Raw genomic sequence first — 19,518 nt, forward strand, 5'->3', positions numbered from 1 at the left:
AATTATTGTAACCTTATAACTGGTCTATATATTGTTCGTCTGTAAAACTTTTCCTAAAAATAACCCCGTCCTATACCTTACAATTTTTACGTAAACGTTATATTTTGTTCCACCGTTGTATCCATTCACTACATCAGGGCGTATACACGTGAAAGTTACCCTCGTCAACCCCCCTTATCCCCCCAACGCACATTCACATCCCCCATTCATCCCACTGGGCATAGCTTACCTTGGCGCAGTGGCTGAACGGGAAGGACACCAAGTCAACGTTATCGACTGCCAAGCTGAACGCCTCACCGTTGAAGCGTTCCGTCAACGCATAAGCAAAGAGCAACCTGACATTGTCGGTGTAACTTCAACTACTCTGCTCTACAACCAAGCTAAACAGATAATGGAAGCCGCCAAACAGGAACACCCCAACGCTACAACCATGATCGGCGGCAGCCACGTAACTTTTTGGGATGAAAACGCCCTCAACGAGTGTCCAAGCATAGACGTCATCGTCCGCCGAGAAGGCGAGTTGACTTTTATGGAGCTTCTGCAGAGGCTGCAATCTAAAAAGGATTTCTCAGGCGTGTTAGGTACCACTTTCCGTGGCGCAGACGGTAAAATCGTGCGCAACGAAGACCGACCTTTCCTAATGGACCTTGACTCGTTGCCTTCTCCAGCGTATCACTTGTTGCCGATTGATGCGTTTCACCGTATGGGCAAAACCATCTTTCCACTGGTCACTAGCCGCGGCTGCGTTCAGTGGTGTGACTTCTGTAGCACAGTTCGCATGTTCGGTCGAGGATACCGCGTCCGTAACCCCCACAAAGTCGTAGACGAAATGGAAATGCTCCACAACAAGTACGGAGAAAGCCAATTTACATTCTACGACGACGCATTCACCATAAACCGCAACCACACAATCGCCATGTGCCAAGACATCTTGGACCGTAAGCTAAAAGTCGAGTGGGACTGTGAAACCCGTGTTGACGCAGTCGATAAAGAACTGTTGGAAATTATGCATAAAGCGGGTTGCATTACGGTTTGGTTCGGTGTCGAATCTGGTTCAACAAAAATCCTTGAGAAGATGCATAAGAAAATTAACCGTGAACAAGTCAAAGATGCCTTTAAGATGGCGCAGAAAGCAGGCATGATGACCATTGCCTCTGCAGTCATCGGTTTCCCTGGTGAAACAGAGGAAACCGCGTGGGAAACCATCAACTTTATCAATTCACTTAACCCTGACGACATAGGCTGCTACATCGCCACACCATACCCGGGCACCCCCATGTATGAGGAAGTGGTGAAAAACGGTTGGCTTCGCGTAACTGACTTCAACAAATACGACACCGCAACCCCGACCTTCGAAACCCCACAGTTAAGCATGGAGCGCCTCAGAGAAATCAAGTACAAAGCTCATCAGAAATTCTATCTTCGCCCAAGCTACGTGTTCAAGATGATGCGCCGAGGCGGAACATACGGCCGCTCAGGACTCAAAACTTCTGCAGCTTACGCTTTGCGTGCGATGCACATAAAACTCTCCTAAACCCTTTTCTTGGCTTTATTTTTCATCTAAAATGTTAACGCAGCTTTTTTTGTTCTGTTTAAGAAAGCGTTATATGGGTTCCAACATTTAGAAATCCCGTCAAGGCTAACCCAACATGAAAATAACTCTAGTTAACCCGCCATACCCGCCAAGCGTCCACTCCCATCCACCTTTCATACCGCTCGGCATCGGTTATTTGGGTGCTGTCGCTGAAAAAGCAGGGCACCAAGTCACAGTCATCGACTGCCAAGCCGAAAGACTCACTTACGAAACCTTCCGAACCCGCATCGCCCAGACACCCTCAGACGTCATCGGCGCAACCGCCACCACGTTGCTCTATAAATCCGCCATGAACATACTCACTATCGCTAAAGAGGTGCAGCCTAACTCAGTCACGATTCTTGGCGGTTCGCATGGAACTTTCTGGGATGAAAACGCCCTCAAAGAGTATCCCGCCCTGGATGTTGTGGTGCGGCGGGAAGGCGAAGAGACTCTGCTGGAACTTGCAGAAAAACTCGAAAACCACCGTGAACTCAAGGGTGTCTTGGGCATAACTTACCGCGACGGTGAGCGAATCGCCCGCAACCCCGACCGTCCATTCATAGAGGACTTGGATAGTTTGCCTTTTCCAGCGCATCATCTTATGCCGATAGAGAAACTCAAACACAACGGCAAAATCCTCATTCCACTAGTAAGCAGCCGCGGTTGCGTGTATTGGTGTGACTTCTGCAGTACAGTGCGCATGTTTGGGCGTGGATATCGCATGCGTAGCGCCAAGAACGTGGTTGACGAAATGCAGTTTGTGCACGAAAAATATGGCGTTGACCAAGTTACATTCTACGATGACGCATTCAGCGTCGACCGCACTCGTGTGCTCAAGATATGTGAGGAACTTCACAACCGCAAGCTCAAGCTGATTTGGGACTGCGGCACACGCGTAGACATGGTAGACCGCGAACTCATGAAAACCATGAAAGATGCAGGTTGCATCGCGGTTTGGATGGGTGTAGAGTCAGGTTCCGAAGCAGTTCTAGGCGCCATGAACAAAAGCATAAAACTCGAGCAAACACGCAAAGCATTCAAAACAGCTCACGAAGTCGGCTTAATGACCATCGCAAACGTCGTCTTAGGATTCCCTGGCGAAACTGAAGAAACCGCTAAACAGACCATCCGCTTCGTTCAGCAACTAAACCCCGAAGATGTGGGTTTCTACATTGCTACACCTTATCCGGGAACACCGATGTATGATCAGGTAGTGAAAAACGGTTGGTTACGTGTGAATGATTTTGACCGTTTTGACACCGCTGGACCCACCTTTGAAACGCCACAGTTAAGCATGACAAAAATCGCGGAACTCAGGTACAAGGCGTATCAGCAATTCTATCTGCGTCCAGGTTACGTGTTGCATATGATGCGACTGGGCGGAACATACGGCAAGTCCGCAGTGAAAACTTCAGGCGCCTATCTACTGCGCGCTCTCCACTTGAAGTACTGGTAGTTTTTCGCTGCGTTTTCTCAGGTACGCCACAGCGGCGAGCACCAGTACTGCTACTGCAAGCGATATGGTGATGGAGAGAAAGTTTATTCCGATGGGTGATAGTCCCAAGAATAAACCGATTAAACCTGCTAAACCGAAACTTAAGGCTACAGAGAGCACAAAGCTTTCGATTACGTCAAGCTTGTTTTTGCCTTGGAATAATATGTTAACTAAGCAGTACCCTGGCAGGAAAACTATGAAAACAAAGCCAAGGACAAATCTGACGCCGACTAAAGCGGAGTCTCCTGGGATAAGGTAAGTGGCGAGTAGTGTTAAAACGGTGAATCCGAAGACGAGTTCTAACCATCTTAGCGGTTTCAGGGTGAGCACTTTTTTAGATTTTATTTTAAACAAAGAAAAATAAAGGGAGGAGTTTACATGAACGCCTTGTAGATTGGGTGAGTTTCTTCGAGTGGTCTTGTTCCGAGATCTGCTGCGGCTGATGCGATGTATGTGTCTGTGATTGCTGCGGCTGGGAAGACCCATTCTGCTTGTTCAGCTGGACCGATCATGAGCCAGTTTGCGCCTGCCATCTGCATGATGGTGTTTGTTGAGCAAACTGTTCCTTTGCGGAATTCTTTGGCGATGTTTGCTTTAACCCAACCCATGGTTGTGACAACGTTGCCGCTGCCTAATCCGACTGGGTGACCATACTTTTCTTTCATGATGGGTATGGCTCTGACGGATGTGCCCATGTCTGGTTCGAATGCGGGGATGGCTGTGTCGATGAGTGGTTTGGTGATTCCGCCTTTTTCGGCTAATGCTAAGGCTTCTACGATAACCTTCATTTTGCCTTCAAGGGTTGTGTCTTTTGGATCGTCAGCTAGAACAATGGACATTTTGATGCCGCTTTCTTTTAGGTTTGCAAGTTCAGCGTCTGTTACGCCTTTGTAGACTGAGTTGTAGAGGCATCTGTCTGTTAAGCCCATTTTCTTTGCCAAGTTGGCGGCTGCCATACGTGTTTTGGGGCTCATTGCGTCGAGCATGAGTGGTGCGTCAGTGTGTTTCGGGACGAAGTCGATGTATTTTTCGAATGCTGTTTCAGTTGTGCCGACAATGTCTAGTGCGAACTTTACGCCGGTGATGTCGCTTTGGGTTTGGCATCGGTTGATGATGTCTTCTGCAGCTTTGGCGTCAAAGATGCCTTTGTTGGCGTCTTGGACCATTTTTTGGCCGAGCCAGAAGATGGAGCCGATTAGAAAAGTCGGGGTCTCGCCTGGTTGACCGCCAATTTTGATGTTCCCAATCTCGTATATTTTTTGTGGAGTGTTGAATTTAAAGGACATTTTTTACACTTCTGATGGAATTATTTCTTGAGTGCTTTCTTTGCAAGTTCAGGAGCTTCTTCCTTGTTCTTGCCGAAGAGTGCACCGAATGCGTCTGCGTCTTCTTTCTTGACTGCTGCTCCGCCCATGATGATGCCGACTTTGTCTTTGAGGCCTGCTGCTTTGAGAAGTTCGTCTAGTTTTGCGAGGTTGTTCTTTGCTGGGACAGTGTTGACTGAGAGTGCGATGAGGTTTGCGTTGTTTTCTTTGACTTTGTCAACGAAAACTTGTGGTGCAACACTTTTGCCTGCGTCAATGGTTTTGAAGCCTGCACGTTTTAGACTGCGTCTGACTGCTTCTTTTGCTGTGTCATGCATGTCTGGTTCGATGTTGCCGATAACGACAATGCCTAAGGGATTCTCTGGTTCTGGTGGTTCTTTTTCCATCATAGATTTAAGCCACGACATATTAAACACCTTTTCCTTTTTGGTTGATACTCTGGGCTTTTATACTCGAAATCCATATTTAACCTTTTACTCACAAATCCAAAGTATGCATATTAAGGGAAAGTAAATGCATCAAGCAAACAAAACTCACATCGTGCTGTTGTTAATCTTTACTTTCTCGTTTTGTTACCGTTTACTTCTGATGTTTAGGGAAGGTTTTCCGCCTGGTGCAGATATAGGGTTGCATAATAGCGTCATCTACTCTATCACTGGGTCTGGTCCAGCGGATTTCTTCTACAACTACTATCATATCGGCGGCGGAGTTTCGCTTACTTTCCCAGGCTACCACATTTTCACCTCAAGCGTAATGCTGCTAACAGGCATGACTGGCGCCTATGAATATGTGGCTCACGCGTTGGTTGTGGCTTTATTTTCTTCGCTTACCGTACTATGCGCCTTTTTGTTGACTAAGAAAATCTGGTCTACCTCCGCAGCCTGCATCGTTGCGGTGCTTGTGGCTATTTCGCGGTTTGACATCGAGATGATTATGTGGGCAGGATACCCAAACGTCATCACTCTCATGCTGATTCCTCTGACTTTTTACTTGTACCTGCAAAGAGAACGCTTCTCAAAATTGCCTTTCATCGCTTCAACCTCAATTTTGGTGGGCTCACTATTCCTGACGCATTCACTTAGTGTGGGAATCTTTGGCGCGATAACGGTTGCAACTTTGCTGATCGTTTTGGTTGCCCCAAAAACTTTGGCGACAACAAGAAAAACCGCGTTCTACTGGATTCTGCCAATCGCGTTGGGCGCAGTTTTAGTTTTGCCCTTTCTCGCTCAGGCTGTGCCCGCATACTTAAGCGACAACGCATATCTCAGTGGTTCCTCTGGCTCAAGCGTTATTGGAAGCGCCACCATCTCAGCACGGGTTCTGCCGCTCTCCATAGTGATACCGCTTTTCGGTTTGATTCCTGCGTTTATAATTCTCTCTAAAAAGTTCTACGATAGATGGCTGGCTCTTCCCGCGTTTTTGTTGTGTGTGTGGGTTTTTGTCTGCTTAGTTTTCACCCAAGGATACTTGGTGAGGATTCCTTTTGATTACAATCGGTTTCTGTACTTTTTGGTTCTGCCGCTAATAATGTTCACAGGTGTCCTGATTGATTACGGCTCGGAAACCTTCGCCAAAATAATCGACACATACCGCTCGTTTACTCAACGCGCCCCCAGAGTGTCGCATCTGAGGCTCTATCGTTTTTCTTTGAACCTTACAAGAAAGAATCTCTATTCAGCGTTTGTTCTGTTTTTCCTTCTTTTTTCGTTCGTCGCTATACCTATTTTTATGACTCCGTCCTCTACAAATGTTGGTCTGTCGATTCAGAGTTTCTATCAAACCATGAACACAAAGGGTTGGGAGGCGCTACAGTGGGCTAAATCGAACACTGCCTCAAACGCGGTATTCGTAGCTGACGCCGAGTATGGTTGGTGGTTTGGGGGGTTTGCTCAGCGTCCCACGTTAAGTGGAGTTGACCCCCAGTATTTGTCGCTTAACCGCGAAGTTGACAACGCCACTTTTGCAAGAAACCTTCTGGACACCGATTACATAATTGACAATGGGTATGTACAGGTCAGGGAAGATGGCGGGTATCTTGGGCGACATAACCCAGAGTTTTTAGCGAAAATCAGAAACGAATACTATCCTTATCCGTTTTTTAACTTTGACAACGACGAAATTGAAATTATGCTTCAGAATGGAACTGACACCCAAATAGTGTATTTGTCAGATGTGCCAGTCAAGGATATGCATATGGAGAGTACACTGAACTCCCAATCCATAGTGGTAACGCATGGAAATGGCTTGTTCAACTACACACAGAAAGTAACTGTTTACGCGCAATCGGCTATGGCTAACCTGACTGTAACCTTAACCGCCACCGACCCAAACGTTGCTTTTGTCTCTTTGCGATACAGTCTTCATACTAAGAGCTCCATTGCCCCTGTCATAGGTGCCGACAATTCAAACTTGGGGTTAGTCGATACGGGCATGAAAACCTTGGGGCAACTAAGTTTCATTAATCCGCAGTCGCGACCCGACTACATAATGCCCTCTGATGCAAGCAAGGATTATTCGCCAGTGCAGTTGAAGTACACTCTGGATTTGCAAACTAAGGTGGAGTTCAGTTTCTACATGGGCACTTATCAATACACAGATGAAGAATACGCTCAAACAGGCTCTGGAGAATTAACGTTTGAAGAACTGGTAACCCAAAACGCCCAAGCACAACTAAACAAACTTCAACAGCTACCTGCCAATGGGCAATCGGACTTTGCAATCTTCGATTATCAAAAGGAGCTTGTTGCTCGCTCGGTTTCCTACGTTATTCTTTTCAACAACCCTGAGCATCTTCCACGGTTCGTCGATGACCCCCTCTTTAGCCTTGTATTTATTAACGAAGAAGTGGCAATCTTTAAGGTAAATAGCAACCTCGCTTAGGGTGAAGTAGACGCTTGCTAGATGCATTGCAGAACAAGAAGCAACTTGAAGTAGGCTTCATAGCGGTTTTCTCAGCCATCATCCTAAGCCTATTCTACGCAGTCATCTCCATGAACGGCGTAGTTTTAGGCAACGACCCCGCAGTGCACCTCGAAAAAGCCCAGATTTTCCTCAACACCCAGCAGATTTCTCTCGCAAACTTGGGGTGGACGCCTCCACTCTACCAGATTGTGCTGGCTATGATTATTTCCATAAGCGGCTCAGTGGATATGGCTCAATACATTGTGATGCTTCGGATTTTAACGGTGGTGGTTAATTGGCTGCTCTTTATGTCTGTGTATTTGCTGGGCAGCAAGTTTTTCGGCAGAAAAGTCGGCGCCACAGCTGCCATTCTGTTGCTGCTGTGTTTCCCAGTTTTTGAAGCTAACCAGTTTGGCGGGTACACCACAGTTTTGGCGTTAGCGTTCATGTTTTTGGTGCTTCTTTATACGCCTCTGGCTATGGATAAGTTGGGGTACGTGGTGGTTGCGTTTTTTGCAGCCTTCGGCCTTGTCTTGTCGCATCAATTGGCGGCGTTCCTCGCAGCCTTCATCATGCCTCCAGTACTCCTGTTTATGCTCATCAAGTCTCGGGGCAAAAACCTCAAAGTAGTCGTCGCCTTAGCATTAGGCGGCGGCATAGCGTTTTTCCTCTACTACTTCCAAGCCATGTTCGCTTACCTTGACCTCGTAATCGAATACGTGTTCTTCGCCATCAAAACCTACGCCTACCAAATCCCCGCCGTGAGCTTCGGCTCGTTTATGACAAACTTTGGCTTCATCTTTTTCTTGGGGCTCGCAGGCGTGGGAGTCTCGTTTTATCTGCTTAAAAAACAGAAAAAATCCCTCTACTGGCTCATTTTGATTCTTAGCTTGTTTGTGCCTTTCTTCTTTTCCCAGTCCTACCTCGTCGGCTTCTACATGCCCTTCGCGTGGTTCATCTACTACATCACAACGCCCCTTGTGGTCTTGGCTGCAGTTACCGTAGTGTTTTTGGCGAATAAAACGCAGGTTTTCTACATTAATCACAGAGCCGCGTTTAGGCGCAACTGGGTGAAAGTCGTTTCGATTCTGTTAATAGTTGGTCTCTCCGCGGTTGTTGTTGTGCGCGTCGACACCGTTTATGGCAGAATCATGGAAGCCAGCGTCTACTACTCCACCACTGACCTAAAAGCCTTCGACGCAGGCGTCTGGCTAAAAACACATTACCCCGCCCCGATGAATGTGGTAACGACAGCGGTTCCAGGTTTCTGGTTCCAAGAGTTCTCAGGCAAAAACGTGACGGCACAGACGGAGTTGGCGGTGCAGCGTATGGAGATGGCGGAGGCTGTGTTGACTTTGGCTTACGAATTGGAGCATACACAAACTATGCTTAAGGCTTACCAAGCAAAAGGCGATACGCTTAACGAGTTCTATGTGTCTATGGATGAAATTTGGAGCAGAGTTTCGTATAGTTCAGGAAGCGGGGACTTCCTCTACTACACCTTAAACGGCGTACACCGTGAGTATCCACTTTCTCAATTAAGCAAAGAAATCACTTTCAACGATGCCTCTTTACCTATGAGCATAACGTTTGTTTTCAGCAACGACGATGTAGTTTTAACTAAAACCATAATCGCCGAAAACGACAGCTACAAATTCAACGTCAACTGGACACTCACCCCAATAAAGAGCCAAATCCAAAACGCCAGCCTATACCTCACAACACTTTTCGATTTACAGTACAAGTTCGAAAAAGCCGACGTGCCTGGCGTAATGGATTGGGTTAACCCCTACGATGCACCAAAAGAAATCACCCAAAGCGACACAACATGGACGGTAGCATTCTTCAACGGCACCGACCTATCTGAGAAGTACATTGGCCTCTACGATGAAACCAACCAGATAGGATACGCCTTCCAATTCAACGAGGTGCCCGCATGGGGAAACATTGGCTCTGGAGCTAACAGACAGATTGACGCGGTAAGGTTCCAGTACAACTTTGGCGACTTAACTCCAAACCAGACAGTTTCTGCCTCCTACGACACCCTAACGTTGTCCAAAAGCAGCTACCCCACACTTAACCGCGACAAACTACAAGGTCTATTCAGTTACCACACGTCCGTCACGGTTAAACCCCGCGACTTCAGCAGCTACATCAGAGAAAACAACATCGGCTTCATCGTCTATGACCGCAACCAACTTGACACACAGATGATTCACAGCAAAATGCTCCAGCAAGTCTACTCTAACGACCGATACGTTATCTTTAAAATCCTAACATAACCCGCACTTGTTGCTCTGCCACTGACCCCCCTCCCTTATATATAGAACAAAACTTCCGTTTCGCTAAAGTGCCTCTCTGCCACACGGTGTCTGCTGTGTTTCCTTGAATTCAAGTATAAGGCAACCAAAAACGGATGCTTCTCTGCACAAACACGCAATAATCAAAAAACCTTCTGTGATAAGAAACGTAAATTAATTCGGCACGTGATTTCTCTTTAGTTTGTGATTGTTATGAAAGTCGCTGTTGCAGGTAAAGGTGGAGTAGGTAAAACCCTCATCGCAGGCGGATTAGCCAGAGGCTTCGCCGAGAGAAATTTGAAAACTATCGCTATTGATGCGGATTCTTCGCCGAATCTGGGTTTAACTCTGGGGCTTTCAGCTGAAGAAACCCGCAAAATAGTGCCCATTTCAGAAAATAAGCCGCTTGTAGAGTCAAAAACAAGCACAGGCTATTCACATATCTACAACCTAAACTTCTCAGTAGACGATATAGTCAAACAATACTCCGTACCAACCCCGCTTGGCGCAAACCTCATAGTCATGGGCACCGTGCAATCGATGGGCGCAGGCTGCATGTGTGCACCAACCGCTGTTATCCGAGCTCTGCTTAGGCATCTTGTGGTGGAGCGCAACGAAGCCGTAGTTTTGGACCTTGAAGCAGGCGTTGAACACATCGGGAGAGGTACAGCAAGACAAGTCGACCATCTCTTAATCGTTGCAGACTCTAACTTGAAGTCGCTGGAAATCGCCAAACACATCCACGACCTCGCCTCAGCAGCAGGCATGAAAAACCTCCACTTAATCGGCAACCGAGTAATGAACGACACCCAAAAACAAGCTATTCAAGATTTTGCAGACCAAAACGGTATCAGCGTTCTTGCTTATGTTCCGTGGGATCAAAAAGTCATCGAGTCCGACATGTTGGGGGTGACTCCGCTTAAGAACAAAGAAATCGAAGCGGTTCAAGTTATCGATAAAATCTGTGAGAGTCTTCTTAGTAAACCCTCTTAATTTTCTTATTTTTGTTAGAGCAGGGTAACTTTTACTTCAGCTACTTGTCGGTTAGTTTTTAAAGTTTTTATGAATTCTTTGATGGTCTGACAGTCGCCTTTTGCTACGATTACTTCTATGCAGATTCCTTCTTCGATGTGGGTGTGCAGAAAAGTTAAGACTACGTTGTTGAAGTGGTGTTGGCTATCCGTGGTTTGTCCGCTGGTTCGGTGGCCTTTTTGGTAGATTATGGTTATGGTGGCGGTTATGTTTCCTTTGAGTTCTTCTATGCGTTTGGCTTCGGAGAGGTATGCTCTTAGGGCTTGGCGGACGATTTCGGAGCGGTTTGCGTAGCCTTGTTCTTTTATGTAGGTGTCGATTTTTTCTATGAGGGGTTTTGGGATGGATAGGCTGATGATGCTCATTTTGGGTCTTATTAAGATTGGTGCTTTAGAAATATAAGGTTTTATTAAGATTTTAGTAACTTTTTAATAACTGTCTTGTGTTAAACGACCCCTTGATCACCATGATCGAATGGGCACTAACCATCCTAAGCGTCATAGCAGTCAGCGCAATAGCCCTCGGCGGCATATCCTTCCTGTGGGTATCAGAAACAAAACTCAAAAAAGCCTTCATATACCTCGTCAGCTTCGCCGCAGGCGGCCTATTAGGCGACGTATTCCTCCACCTCCTCCCAGAAGCCATCGAAACAGGCTTCGAAACCACAACCGGCCTCATAATCCTAACAGGCATCCTCTCATCATTTGCAGTAGAACGCTTCCTCCAATGGCGCCACTGCCACATACCCACTTCAGGCGAACACCCCCACTCCTTTGCCTACATGAACCTCTTTGGCGACAGCGTCCACAACCTCATCGACGGCTTAATCATCGGCGCCAGCTACTTAGCCAGCATACCCCTCGGAATAGCCACCACAATCGCGGTTATTTTCCATGAGATACCTCAGGAAATGGGGGACTTTGGCGTGCTTGTCTACGGAGGTTTTAGTAAAAAGAAAGCGGTGTTCTTTAACTTTCTAACAGCTTTGACTGCTGTTGTAGGTGCAATAATTGCGCTTGCTTTGGGTTCGGTCATTGAAGGGTTTGTTCCGCTTTTGATTCCTTTTGCAGCAGGCAACTTTATCTACATTGCAGGGTCAGATTTGATTCCAGAGTTGCGCAAGGATAAGCCTGAACCCAAAAAATCCGCCTTCCAACTAGCTGCTTTAGTGTTGGGGATTGTTCCGATGATTCTTTTGCTCTTTTTAGAGTAACCAAGTGCACTAGAGTAAATACCGGTTGCCAACACTGTTTGATACGAATGTGTCTTGAAATTCTTGGTGAATGCGGTGAAGTGCACGCCACCCTGTGCAATGCGAAGGCACAATCATTTTTGGGCTGAACTGCTTTAGCATCTCAACAGTGGGCTCGATTCTTTTCTCAAATTCTTTGCCCGCAAGATGGAAGCCCCCCAGCACAGCATAAACCTCTTTGACTCCCACTATCTGTTGAGCATACTTTAGTGTGTTGATGATGCCTGCGTGGGCACAGCCAGAAATAACCACCAACCCCTTGCTTTTTACGTTGAAAACTATGGCGCGCTCATCTGCAATAAGCGGGTCAGGCTGCCATGTGCCCTTGCTGAAAATTTGGCTGTTAGTTAGGCCTTTTTCAAATTCTACTGTTCGGGGGATTTCTCCGGTTACGCAAGCAAGGTCTGAGGCAATCAGTAGGGGGTTTGTTGTGTTGATGATTTTTGAATGCGCCTTAGCTGTTTTTGGGAATGGTGGGTACTGGTGGATTTCTCCTTTAGAGCCTTTGGTTCCTCGGCGCTTAAACATGTCCTCATGGGTCACAAGCGGCAGGTCTTCTTTGTTGATTGTTTTGAGGGCTGAGTTTAAGCCTCCGAAGTGGTCATAGTGCCCGTGAGAAAGCACCACGTAGTCGACCTCGCCTAAATCTAACCCCATCCGCTTGGCATTCTCCACAACCCCCTCTGGACTTATGCCTGTGTCGAAAAGGATAGAATGCACTTTTTTATCGCTAAAGACTCTGATGAGCATCGAGAAACCATGCTCCGCAAACGGCATCTCTGAGCGCGACCGCCCCGCCCACTGCCAAAGCGACTGCACTTCCGTTCGATTGCTGCTGGAAAGAAAATCAACCGTGTTATCCATTAAAGAAGTTATCTCTAATTTTTTTGCCTCTTTTAGCTTGACCGTTGCAGCCGCCAAATCCGCCGCCTCTTATAGGGTGCCTCGGTAATGCACGGTGGAGGGGCAACCGACGCATTTTTTTGCCTCGTACCTTGCGCATGTGCAGCAGTCGACTTTGCAGGGTGCTTTGTCTTTGCCTTTGTGGGTTAGGTATTCTCTGATTTGCAGGAATTGTGAGAATTCGTTTTGGCTTATGGGGTAGAATTCTGATCGGCGGATGCCTGGGCTGCTTCTGAGGGAGCATTTTTCTACGGATATGCTGTCGAGTGTGTCTTGGTTTTCAGCTATGACCAATGCGATGAGGTTGTATCCGCCTATGGTTTTGAAGAAGTGGACTACGCGGGGGCAGTCGCGGAATCGGTTCATGATGTCTTGCATGGCTTTGGAGTCTTCCATTTCTAGCAGTATCATGGCGGGTGTGAGTCCGAAGGCGGTGGGGTTGATTAGGGCTTGGTTTTTTATGGCGCCGCTTTGTACGAGTTTGTTGAGTCTTTTTTTGATGCCCATGCTGGTGAAGCCTGTGATTTTTTCGAGGTCTTTTAGGGTTGTGCGGGCGTCTTTTTGGAGTTGGCTGATTATTTTTCGGTCTATTTCGTCCATTTTGAATTCACTTATGTGTTTATTTTCTAAACATAAACTATTAATATGGTTTACTGATTAAACAGTCAGCATCTAACAAAAAAGGCGATAATCGTGACCCAAAAAATCGTAATACCCGTAGAAGACCAAAACGGATTAGACTCAAAAGTAGCCTCCCACTTCGGCAAAGCACCCTACTTCGCATCCATCGACCTAAACGGACGCGGCCAAATCATCGAAACAAAAATCGACCCAAACACAGGAGAACACCTCGGCGGCACAGGCCACCCACACGAAAACCTGCTCGCACTAAAACCCACCGTAATCATAGCCTGCGCTATGGGACCAGGCGGGCTGCACAGTTTTCAGAATGCGGGAATAATGGTGCTAAAAGCACACGGCAGCACCGTCAGCGAGGTAATTGCTAACTTTAAAGAGGGCAAACTGACGCCATTAACTGGCGGTTGCCCACATGCACACGAACACCACCACACCCACTAAGCGGCAAATTATGGGCTGAATGGTCTCTGGCGAGCAAATTAACACCAAAAGGGCAGCAGCTGCCCGCCTATACTTGAAGTAATCCCCAAAATTCAAGCACTCGCCAGAACCCAGCACACCTCAACCCAAAAAAGCAACTCAATGAATTAGATTGTGGGAGTTGTTTAGCGTGAAAACTGCACTTATCGTTTATTGGTCTAAAACTGGCAATACAGAAAAAGTCGCCAAAGCCATCGAAGTGGGTCTAACCGAGGCAGGTTTGCAGGTTACCGTAAAGAAGCCTGAAGAAGCCGAGGCGTTAGACTTCTTTGATTATGACTTGGTCTGTGTCGGCTGTCCCTCGTATTCTTGGCATCCCCCCGAACCTGTCACTAACTTTTTGAAGAAAAAATTTGCCGAGTACCGCCAAAACGGTAAAATCAAGCCCTCAGCCCCAAAAGTGCCAGGCAAAAACGCGCTGATCTTTGTAACTTACTCTGGGCCTCACACTGGAATCGCTGAGGCAACCCCTGTGGGCAAGGACATAGGGCAGTATTTCGAGCATTTGGGTTTCACTGTACTTGATGAATGGTACGTTTTAAGTGAATTCCACGGTTCCCTTGAACATAGCACGCAGGGTCGATTGGGCGACGTGAGGGGTATGCCTACAGCGGAACAGTTGCAGGTTATCAAAGACGATTCAAGGCGTATTGCATGCCTCATCTAGTTTACTCTGGTTATAGGAATGCTTTGTAGATGGGGTGGGTTTCTTCTATGGGGCGTGTGCCGAGGTCAGCGGCTGCTGAAGCAATGTACACGTCGGTTACGGCGGCGGCTGGAAAAACCCACTCTGCCTGCTCCGCTGGACCAAACATAACGTAGTTTGCGCCTGCCATCTGCATGATGGTGTTTGTTGCGGTGACGGTTCCTTTGCGGAATTCTTTGGCGATGTTTGCTTTAACCCAACCCATGGTTGTGACAACGTTGCCGCTGCCTAAGCCCACAGGGCTGCCAAACTTTTCTCTCATAACTGCTAACGCTCTGACGGCTGTACCCATGTCTGGCTGGAACGCTGGAATGGCTGTGTCGATTAACGGTTTAGTTATGCCTGCTTTTTCCGATAATGCAAGGGCTTCTTGGAGAATAGCTATTTTTCCTTCTACGCTGTTGTCTTTGGGGTTGTTGGCTAACACGATGGCGGATTCTATGCCGCTTTCTTTTAGGTTTGCAAGTTCAGATTCCGTGACGCCCTTGTAAACCGAGTTGTAAATGCATCTACCTGAAAGACCCCTCTTCTTAACCAACCTAGCCGCCCCCATACGAGCATTAGGACTCATCGCATCCAAAACCAGTGGGGCATCGCTATGTTTGGCTACAAAATCGATGTATCTTTCAAAGGCAACTTCGGTTGTGCCAACGATGTCAAAACCAAAGGGGATGCCTGTTATGTCGCTTTGGGTTTGCATCGTGTTGACTATTTTTTCAGCTTCTTTTTCATCGAAAACGCCACTGTTTGGGTCTGTCACGATTTTTTGACCCAGCCAAAATATGGAGCCTACCAGAAAAGTTGCAAGCTCGCCAGGTTGTCCGCCGACTTTTACCTTGCCGATGCTGTAGACTTTTTGGGGTGTGTTAAAAATAAACGACAACTCATTGCCTCCTAATTTAATTGTTATTTAAACTGCTTTTAAGCTCTGCCCAAGTTAACCGCTACAACTCAATTCTTGGGTGCCTGCTGAGTTCAGCGAATCACTGTTTGATGATTGGAGGCATGAAAAAAATGCGGGTTTTAAACCATAGACAATATATGCGAGCTTTCGCTAGTGAAGTTTGATTAAGACTCTTTGAGGTTTGTTTGGTATGAAAACTCTTGTTACTATCGGTCGTGGCGGAACAGGCAAATCCAGCTTCACCGCCCTTATGGCTAAAGCATTCATAGAAACAAAACAATCCCCCATACTCCTAGTTGACGCTGACCCAGACCAAAACCTAGCCGAAATGCTAGGCATTGACCTCAAAGAAGCAGGCAAATCCACAATCGCAGACCTAATCGTAAGCACCTTTATCGAGAGCGGCGGAACCACCGTCGGCGTCCCCCCAGCGCAGCGCATTGAAGCCCGCATCTGGGAAAAAGGTCTCTACGAAAGCCCACACTTTGATTTTATGGCTGTCGGCAACAAATGGGTCGAAGGCTGCTACTGCATGCCCAACACTGCATTAAAAGGCGCACTTAGTAACTTGACGAAAACCTACAAGTACGTAATCGTTGACTCCCCTGCAGGTTTAGAAAACCTCAATCGCCGCATAACCTCCGAGGTCAACGACATTTTTGACATATTAGATCACTCTAAAAAGTCTCAAGATCATGTCAGACGTGCTTACAAAATAGCTAAAGAAGTTGACATGAAATTCGAAAACTTTTACTTAATTGGCGGCTACCGTTTTCCTTCAGAACTTGGCAAGCAGGCAGAAGAAGAGCTCAAATTCAAGTACTTAGGCAAAATTGAGGCTGACGAGCGTCTAGACGAGTTTGTTCTCAACGGTGAGTCGCTTTTAGACCTGCCAAACGACAACAAAGCCTACCTTTCAGTTAAGAAAATCCTTCAGACTTTGGGCTATTTGTAGTCCAAAATTCTTTTACATAATTTTTTTCAAACCTTGCATATCTAGTGGTACACCATGACTTTTGCCTAAGAAATCTAGGAAGGTTTAAAAAGATTGTAATCTGGATAACAGGTAAACCTTTACAGAGGTTCTTCAATTTGACTAGTAAAAACGTCCATGTAAAAATAGACGAAATGAAGACCAACGCTGGTCTCATTAAAAATCTCGAGTTATCTATCGGCAAAGTTATCAACGACAACTATGCTGAGCCGATGGGTCCAACTCCAATGCCCTCCGTTACCGCCCTGCGAGATTGGGACATGAAACTTTTAACCAAATACAAGCCCTTCTACATGCCCGACTGTGACTCATGTTGCCTTTGCACTTTTGGCAAATGCGACTTGACTGCCGGAAAACGCGGAGCATGTGGCTTAGACATCGCAGCCCAATCATCTCGTATCGTTATGATCGCTTGCGCCATCGGAGCCTCGTGCCACTCAGCACACTCACGCCATCTTGTCCATCACTTAATTGAGAAGTATGGCCGAAGGCATCCCTTAGACATCGGTGGCTTAAACGTAAAAGTTGAAGCCCCAGTCACACGCCTTGTAACCGGTATCAAACCCGAAACACTCGGCGACCTCGACGATGTTTTAGCATATGTAGAAGAACAAGTTACCCAAATTCTTGCAACAGCCCACACAGGTCAAGAATCATGCAACCTTGACTTCGAATCCAAAGCATTCCACATCGGCATGTGTGACCACGTGGGTATGGAAGTCGGTGACATCGCCCAGATTTCAACTTTGGGATATCCAAAGGCTGATCCTGAAGCGCCACTAGTCAAATTAGGTATCGCCAGCGTTGAACGCTCCAAGCCAGTTGTCATGTGCATCGGTCACAACGTCGTTCCATCAGTTGGCATCATTGACTATGCAAAAGAAAAGAAAGTGGACGATAAAATCGAAGTAGTTGGCTTATGCTGCACAGCCCACGACATGACCAGATACTACAACCGCGCCAGAATCGTTGGTCCAATCAGCTGGGAACTTCGATTCATCCGTGCAGGATTAGCAGATGTCGTCGTCCTTGACGAACAATGCATCAGAACAGATGTTGCCGAAGAAGCAGCAAAAGTTAACACACCAGTCATAGCGGCATCTGAGAAGAACTGTGTTGGCTTCAAGAACCGCACAAACGACTCAACCGACGCCATCGTAGAAGACCTCGTCAGTGGCAAAGTCAAAGGTGTACTAATTCTTGACCCAGAAAAAGTCGGTGAAGTTGCAGTCCGTGTTGCCCAAGCAGTTGCTCCAATGCGCAAACGTAAAAACGTTCTCCCAAGCGTAGAGGAAGTTGTAGCAATCGCAAAGACTTGCACTCAATGCAAACAATGCCAACGCAACTGCCCACAAGACTACGCTATCCCAGCAGCCCTAAAGGCAGCCGCAGCAGGCGACCTATCTAAATTAACAGACCTCTACGAAGTCTGCATCGGATGTGGAAGATGTGAAAGCGCATGCCCACAAGGAATCATGATCCACAGCCTCATCGTTAAAGCAGGCGAAAAATCGATGTACTGTGAAGACAACCTATGCCGCAGCGGCAGAGGTGCAGTCTCCGACGTCGAAATCCGCAACGTCGGTAGCCCAATCGTACTTGGAGAAATCCCCGGTATCGTAGCAATCGTTGGCTGCAGCAACTATCCAAAAGGCGGCAAAGACGTCTATGACATAGCCAGAGAATTTGCCAGCAGACGATATATCGTCGTCCTCTCCGGATGCTCAGCCATGTCCGCAGGCAGCTACCGCAACAGCGAAGGCAAGACCCTCTATGAAGAATTCCCAGGTGGATTCGAAGCAGGAGGAGTCAGCAACGTCGGCTCATGCGTCGCAAACAGCCACATCGCAGGTGCAGCCATCAAAGTAGCAAACATCTTCGCAAAACGCCCACTAAGAGGCAACTATGAAGAAATTGCAGACTACATCCACAACCGTTTAGGTGCAGTCGGTTTAGCTTGGGGTGCATACAGTCAGAAAGCAGCCGCAATCGGCGCAGGCTTCTGGCGTTTAGGTGTACCAGTAGTGGTCGGTCCACACGGCAGCAAATACAGACGTATGTTGCTTGGCAGAAAAGAAGATCCCTCGAACTGGAATGTTCTAGATGCACGCACAGGCGAAACCGTCAACGTCGGCCCCGCACCAGAACACCTCTTCAACGTTGCAGAAACCAAAGAGGAATGCATCGTTCAAATCGCAAAACTCTGCTTCAGACCAAACGACACTTGGAAGGGACGCGCAGGCAAACTCAGCCACTACATCGACCTACACAAACGCTACATGGGAGTTATGCCAAACGATGTACACCTCTACGTCAGAACAATGGCTGATGTACCAATCACCCTCAAAGACGAAATCGGCAAGATCCTTGAAGCAAACAACTGGAAAGAAACAGTTATTCCGGACCCAACCTTGCTTCCTAGAATGGTCCGAAAGATGAAGTGAGTGGAGGAGAAAAAACATGTCCTGTGAACCATGGCAATGTGCAGAAATCGCATCAACTAAAAAAGCAAACGTAATCCAAAAACCCGAGATAGCAGTCGCAATGATGAAGAAGGCTCAACGCCCTCTCCTCATTGTAGGCAGCAACGTAACAGAAAGATGGATGGAAGGCAAACAAGCAATCGACTACATCATCGACCTCGCAAACGCATCAAAAATCCCCGTTGTAGCAACAGCCCACATGGTCGGCGAATTCATCAAACGTGGCTACACTCCAGCAGCATTCTGGAACGCAATGGAAATCAGCCAACGCGTCTGCGACCCAACCTGGATGGGACTGGACGGCAAAGGACACCCAGACCTCGTCATCTACGTCGGCATGCCCTACTACATGGAAGCACTCATCTTAGCGGGCCTCAAACACTTCGCACCAGACCTGAAAACCATGACCATCGACAACATGTACCATGTCCACGCAAGTTGGTCTTTCCCCAACGCAACCCTTGAAGAATGGGCTGCAAACCTCAAAGTAATGACCTCAAAATTTAGTGGAGGAAACTAAGAAAATGT

General features: G+C 47.2%; 18 protein-coding genes. 11 read left to right on the plus strand and 7 right to left on the minus strand.

Going from position 1 to position 19,518, the window contains the following annotated elements:
- Window positions 1-148: 148 nt before the first annotated feature.
- Both NWE96_01295 and NWE96_01300 read left to right on the plus strand, forming a co-directional pair.
- A complete protein-coding gene (locus NWE96_01295) occupies window positions 149-1,534 on the plus strand; it encodes a cobalamin-dependent protein (protein MCW3982613.1) in 1,386 nt (461 codons plus the stop codon).
- A gap of 115 nt (window positions 1,535-1,649) precedes the next feature.
- On the plus strand, window positions 1,650-3,032 hold the full coding sequence (locus NWE96_01300; GenBank protein MCW3982614.1) for a radical SAM protein: 1,383 nt from the start codon (window positions 1,650-1,652) through the stop codon (window positions 3,030-3,032).
- Here NWE96_01300 and NWE96_01305 read toward each other — a convergent pair.
- Genes NWE96_01305 through NWE96_01315 form a run of 3 tightly spaced genes read right to left on the minus strand, consistent with a single transcriptional unit; the run spans window position 3,000 to window position 4,803 of the window.
- Window positions 3,000-3,401, minus strand: a complete 402-nt coding sequence (locus NWE96_01305) for a DUF1616 domain-containing protein (protein ID MCW3982615.1) — start codon at window positions 3,399-3,401, stop codon at window positions 3,000-3,002. The two genes, NWE96_01300 and NWE96_01305, sit on opposite strands and share 33 nt — an antisense overlap.
- Before the next feature lie 44 nt (window positions 3,402-3,445).
- On the minus strand, window positions 3,446-4,357 hold the full coding sequence (locus NWE96_01310) for a tetrahydromethanopterin S-methyltransferase subunit H (GenBank protein ID MCW3982616.1): 912 nt from the start codon (window positions 4,355-4,357) through the stop codon (window positions 3,446-3,448).
- Window positions 4,358-4,377: 20 nt separating this feature from the next.
- A complete protein-coding gene (locus NWE96_01315) occupies window positions 4,378-4,803 on the minus strand; it encodes a cobalamin-dependent protein (protein MCW3982617.1) in 426 nt (141 codons plus the stop codon).
- A gap of 106 nt (window positions 4,804-4,909) precedes the next feature.
- On the opposite strand from NWE96_01315, the gene NWE96_01320 reads away from it, so the two are divergent.
- From NWE96_01320 to NWE96_01330, 3 genes are all read left to right on the plus strand, one after another.
- The gene (locus tag NWE96_01320; protein ID MCW3982618.1) at window positions 4,910-7,276 is read left to right on the plus strand and encodes a hypothetical protein; all 2,367 of its coding nucleotides are present in this window, start codon (window positions 4,910-4,912) and stop codon (window positions 7,274-7,276) included.
- 14 nt (window positions 7,277-7,290) lie between these two features.
- Complete coding sequence (locus NWE96_01325; GenBank protein MCW3982619.1) at window positions 7,291-9,579, plus strand: hypothetical protein; 2,289 nt, start codon at window positions 7,291-7,293, stop codon at window positions 9,577-9,579.
- A gap of 231 nt (window positions 9,580-9,810) precedes the next feature.
- On the plus strand, window positions 9,811-10,590 hold the full coding sequence (locus NWE96_01330; protein ID MCW3982620.1) for an AAA family ATPase: 780 nt from the start codon (window positions 9,811-9,813) through the stop codon (window positions 10,588-10,590).
- A gap of 14 nt (window positions 10,591-10,604) precedes the next feature.
- On the opposite strand, the gene nikR is transcribed toward NWE96_01330, so the two are convergent.
- Window positions 10,605-10,994 (minus strand): nickel-responsive transcriptional regulator NikR, encoded by a 390-nt coding sequence (gene nikR, locus NWE96_01335; protein MCW3982621.1) that lies wholly within the window; start codon window positions 10,992-10,994, stop codon window positions 10,605-10,607.
- A 101-nt stretch (window positions 10,995-11,095) separates the two neighbouring features.
- Here nikR and NWE96_01340 point away from each other — a divergent pair, with 101 nt between their 5' ends.
- Complete coding sequence (locus NWE96_01340) at window positions 11,096-11,842, plus strand: ZIP family metal transporter (protein MCW3982622.1); 747 nt, start codon at window positions 11,096-11,098, stop codon at window positions 11,840-11,842.
- Between the two features lie 9 nt (window positions 11,843-11,851).
- Here NWE96_01340 and NWE96_01345 read toward each other — a convergent pair whose 3' ends face one another.
- Together NWE96_01345 and NWE96_01350 are read right to left on the minus strand one after the other, a co-directional pair.
- Window positions 11,852-12,802, minus strand: coding sequence for an MBL fold metallo-hydrolase (locus NWE96_01345; GenBank protein MCW3982623.1), 951 nt, complete (start codon window positions 12,800-12,802; stop codon window positions 11,852-11,854).
- Between the two features lie 12 nt (window positions 12,803-12,814).
- Window positions 12,815-13,384, minus strand: a complete 570-nt coding sequence (locus NWE96_01350; protein MCW3982624.1) for an Lrp/AsnC family transcriptional regulator — start codon at window positions 13,382-13,384, stop codon at window positions 12,815-12,817.
- 93 nt (window positions 13,385-13,477) lie between these two features.
- Here NWE96_01350 and NWE96_01355 point away from each other — a divergent pair, with 93 nt between their 5' ends.
- Together NWE96_01355 and NWE96_01360 are read left to right on the plus strand one after the other, a co-directional pair.
- Window positions 13,478-13,864 carry a NifB/NifX family molybdenum-iron cluster-binding protein gene (locus NWE96_01355; protein ID MCW3982625.1) on the plus strand — a complete coding sequence of 129 codons (387 nt, stop codon included), beginning with the start codon at window positions 13,478-13,480 and terminating at the stop codon, window positions 13,862-13,864.
- A gap of 169 nt (window positions 13,865-14,033) precedes the next feature.
- Complete coding sequence (locus tag NWE96_01360) at window positions 14,034-14,570, plus strand: flavodoxin domain-containing protein (GenBank protein MCW3982626.1); 537 nt, start codon at window positions 14,034-14,036, stop codon at window positions 14,568-14,570.
- Between the two features lie 10 nt (window positions 14,571-14,580).
- Here NWE96_01360 and NWE96_01365 read toward each other — a convergent pair whose 3' ends face one another.
- Window positions 14,581-15,492, minus strand: a complete 912-nt coding sequence (locus NWE96_01365) for a tetrahydromethanopterin S-methyltransferase subunit H (GenBank protein ID MCW3982627.1) — start codon at window positions 15,490-15,492, stop codon at window positions 14,581-14,583.
- A 211-nt stretch (window positions 15,493-15,703) separates the two neighbouring features.
- On the opposite strand from NWE96_01365, the gene NWE96_01370 reads away from it, so the two are divergent.
- The 3 genes from NWE96_01370 to cdhB all read left to right on the plus strand — a co-directional run bounded on the left by NWE96_01370 (window position 15,704) and on the right by cdhB (window position 19,510).
- The gene (locus NWE96_01370; GenBank protein ID MCW3982628.1) at window positions 15,704-16,468 is read left to right on the plus strand and encodes an AAA family ATPase; all 765 of its coding nucleotides are present in this window, start codon (window positions 15,704-15,706) and stop codon (window positions 16,466-16,468) included.
- A gap of 173 nt (window positions 16,469-16,641) precedes the next feature.
- Window positions 16,642-18,951, plus strand: coding sequence for a CO dehydrogenase/acetyl-CoA synthase complex subunit alpha (cdhA, locus tag NWE96_01375; GenBank protein ID MCW3982629.1), 2,310 nt, complete (start codon window positions 16,642-16,644; stop codon window positions 18,949-18,951).
- Window positions 18,952-18,967: 16 nt separating this feature from the next.
- The gene (gene cdhB, locus NWE96_01380; protein ID MCW3982630.1) at window positions 18,968-19,510 is read left to right on the plus strand and encodes a CO dehydrogenase/acetyl-CoA synthase complex subunit epsilon; all 543 of its coding nucleotides are present in this window, start codon (window positions 18,968-18,970) and stop codon (window positions 19,508-19,510) included.
- Window positions 19,511-19,518 lie beyond the last annotated feature (8 nt).

It is taken from the genome of Candidatus Bathyarchaeota archaeon, from assembly GCA_026014685.1.
GTDB lineage: Archaea > Thermoproteota > Bathyarchaeia > Bathyarchaeales > Bathycorpusculaceae > Bathycorpusculum.

Excerpts from the sequence above, each read along its gene's own strand:
- NWE96_01370 (MCW3982628.1), top strand. The coding sequence starts at position 15,704 with ATGAAAACTCTTGTTACTATCGGTCGTGGCGGAACAGGCAAATCCAGC.
- nikR (MCW3982621.1), bottom strand. The coding sequence starts at position 10,994 with ATGAGCATCATCAGCCTATCCATCCCAAAACCCCTCATAGAAAAAATC.
- NWE96_01300 (MCW3982614.1), top strand. The coding sequence starts at position 1,650 with ATGAAAATAACTCTAGTTAACCCGCCATACCCGCCAAGCGTCCACTCC.
- cdhB (MCW3982630.1), top strand. The coding sequence starts at position 18,968 with ATGTCCTGTGAACCATGGCAATGTGCAGAAATCGCATCAACTAAAAAA.
- cdhA (MCW3982629.1), top strand. The coding sequence starts at position 16,642 with ATGAAGACCAACGCTGGTCTCATTAAAAATCTCGAGTTATCTATCGGC.
- NWE96_01310 (MCW3982616.1), bottom strand. The coding sequence starts at position 4,357 with ATGTCCTTTAAATTCAACACTCCACAAAAAATATACGAGATTGGGAAC.
- NWE96_01315 (MCW3982617.1), bottom strand. The coding sequence starts at position 4,803 with ATGTCGTGGCTTAAATCTATGATGGAAAAAGAACCACCAGAACCAGAG.
- NWE96_01340 (MCW3982622.1), top strand. The coding sequence starts at position 11,096 with ATGATCGAATGGGCACTAACCATCCTAAGCGTCATAGCAGTCAGCGCA.
- NWE96_01330 (MCW3982620.1), top strand. The coding sequence starts at position 9,811 with ATGAAAGTCGCTGTTGCAGGTAAAGGTGGAGTAGGTAAAACCCTCATC.
- NWE96_01320 (MCW3982618.1), top strand. The coding sequence starts at position 4,910 with ATGCATCAAGCAAACAAAACTCACATCGTGCTGTTGTTAATCTTTACT.
- NWE96_01350 (MCW3982624.1), bottom strand. The coding sequence starts at position 13,384 with ATGGACGAAATAGACCGAAAAATAATCAGCCAACTCCAAAAAGACGCC.